Here is a 2,367-nt window from a genome sequence, read left to right as displayed (position 1 = left end):
CATTTTCAATAGAACCAAACCATATGTCGTCGTTAATACCCTTCCTAATAGTTATAATATGACTTTGATTAAAGATCTTGTTTTGCTGTAATGCTAATGGCAATCCTATTTCTTTTTTTGAAATAGGGTTAAATCTAATTAATGTTCTATCAAGAAAACCCACCCAAATAAAATGTTGTGCGTCTTCTTCTATCACATCTACCTCACTTTTATAGCTAACAACATTTTGATGACGGTTTAGTTTGGCTAATTTCAACTGGCGGGATTTTAAATCATATATCATCAGACCTTTAGAAGTACCTACCCAGATATTATTTTTACTATCTTTTTTTATTTTATCTATCAGCAGCGAGTCAGTTCCGGAAACGAGTGAGATTTTACCATTGCTAAGATTCAATAAATCCAGCCCCATATTTGTTCCTACCAGTAAATATTCATTGTTAACGACCCCTATAGCATTTACATAGTTACTACTAAGGGTGCTTTTATTTTTGTTGGAATAGGCATTTTTATAATTTACAAACTCATATCCGTCATACCTACTGAGGCCTCCATTTGTGCCAATCCAAATAAATCCTTTATTGTCTTGGGTAAAACAATTTACGGTACTTTGCGGAAGTCCTTCCGCGATGCTCAAATGCTTAAACTTTAATATCTGGGGTTGTGCACTAAGTCTTAATTGCATCAAGAACAAACATGTCAAAAACAATAAGACGGAGAAAAGCCATTTTAAACGCATATCAGTATAATGGTAAGAACCTTAAAAAATGAGTAAATTTTGCATAAAAATACAACCGATATGTTAAGGGGCATAAAATAATAAAGAAATTTATTATCGAGAGCCATCTTGGATAATGAAAAAACGAAGAATCCCGCATCATCTTTTAGCCGCATCATACATTTCTCCATTAGCCAAATAGTTTTGTTTGAATTGGATGCTGCGATGCCATCAGAAATGGATAAACTCAATTGTTCTTGCCAAAGTCTTTGGGGGTTATTTGCCTATGATTACTGTCCAGAGCCTAAACAAAAAGACGAAACCGGCAGAGTCGTCCCGTTTTATTTCATTTTTTTCGATCTAACCGGGAACTTTATTTACAAAAATTGAGCTGCAAAAGGCAACCTTGCAAAGTATAAGTACTATTGTATTGAAATAAAAGTGAGAAGAGTTATAGAAGATAATGAAACGCTTATACCAAGAAGACATCTGAAATAACGATATTTTCATCAAAAAGAAAAAGATTCGCTCATCCAATAATGGCAAAAAAGTGATGATTAAAATAGTAAGAAAAGTAGTCAGGTAACAATATTTTTTTAATTAATGCTTACAATTGGGCATTGACGTTTTATGCCGTGTACTTATGAAAATGCGCCATCTATTATTTAAAAAAGGGGCCATCTTAAAGAAGAGGCCCCGTTGCACTATTTTCAAGTACATGAGATTGTTCATTAAACCACAAGTTATCTATCGTTTATCTTTCATTAGTATTCATTATTATTATTTCTTGCATCATTTCTGCGGAAAAGTAGCAGCTTTAAAATCATTGTCTTGTAAGAGCTGACGGGCGGTGGCTTGTATCTCTTCTGGGGTTACGGCATTTACCCGCTGCTCATAGTTTAAAAAGTTGTTCTTGTCTGTGCCCCAGAATAGGATCTGCTGCAATTCAGATGCCCAGGTACCGTTATTCTTTATCTGTTCTTTGTACTGTTCGATCATCGCTTTTTTTACTTTCTCCAGGTCCTGCGCCGATACGCCTTTGTCTTTGTAGCCTTGTACTTCTCTGTCTAGTTCGTTATAGATGTTCTGTACGTTCTCGGGGCCGCAGGGCATCTGCGCTGCTACCTCGTAATGTCCGTAGGGTAATCTGGTGACCGAGGCGGAGACGCCGCCACTGTAGATCCATTGTTTCTCTTCCCGGACGGTATTGAGTAGTTCGATGGTCATGATCTGGCCTAGCATACTGGCTCTTAGGGCTAAGGCGGGACTATAGGCTATATCGCCGTGGTAGATGTCTAACAGCAGGCTTTTCTTATCGGCTCCTTTGTAGAAGTTGAAGCTTTGCTGGCCGCTGATCATCCGAAGGCCGTTGTCTTTGTAACTGGGTTTGGTATTTTCTACGGGCAGGCTGGCGATGTACTTCTCTATCAGTGGCTTTAAACTGTCTGCGTTGACATTGCCTACCAAGAAGAAGTGGAAGCCGGCTGCATTGCCGAACTGACTTTTGTAGATGGCTAGTATCCGGTCTACGTCTATATTTTGCATGTCTTGCCCGGTGGGGATGACAATGGGTGCCAGGGGACTATGATCATACATGACCTTGGTCAGGGAGTCTTTAAAGGCGTTTTGTGGGTCGGCGTTGAGCAGCG

At 38.8% G+C, this 2,367-nt stretch carries 2 protein-coding genes; both read right to left on the bottom strand.

Translation table 11 applies throughout. The features are described from left to right. A partial coding sequence (locus ACQR30_RS16455) for a ligand-binding sensor domain-containing protein (RefSeq protein WP_429736847.1) occupies positions 1–685 on the bottom strand: 685 nt, incomplete at its 3' end. A gap of 825 nt (positions 686–1,510) precedes the next feature. Next, the coding region (locus tag ACQR30_RS16450; RefSeq protein WP_429736846.1) for a M16 family metallopeptidase at positions 1,511–2,367 on the bottom strand (857 nt) is incomplete at its 5' end.

The sequence above is a fragment of the Arachidicoccus sp. genome, assembly GCF_050436765.1.
GTDB lineage: Bacteria > Bacteroidota > Bacteroidia > Chitinophagales > Chitinophagaceae > Arachidicoccus.
This window is presented reverse-complemented; position numbering and strand designations above follow the sequence as displayed.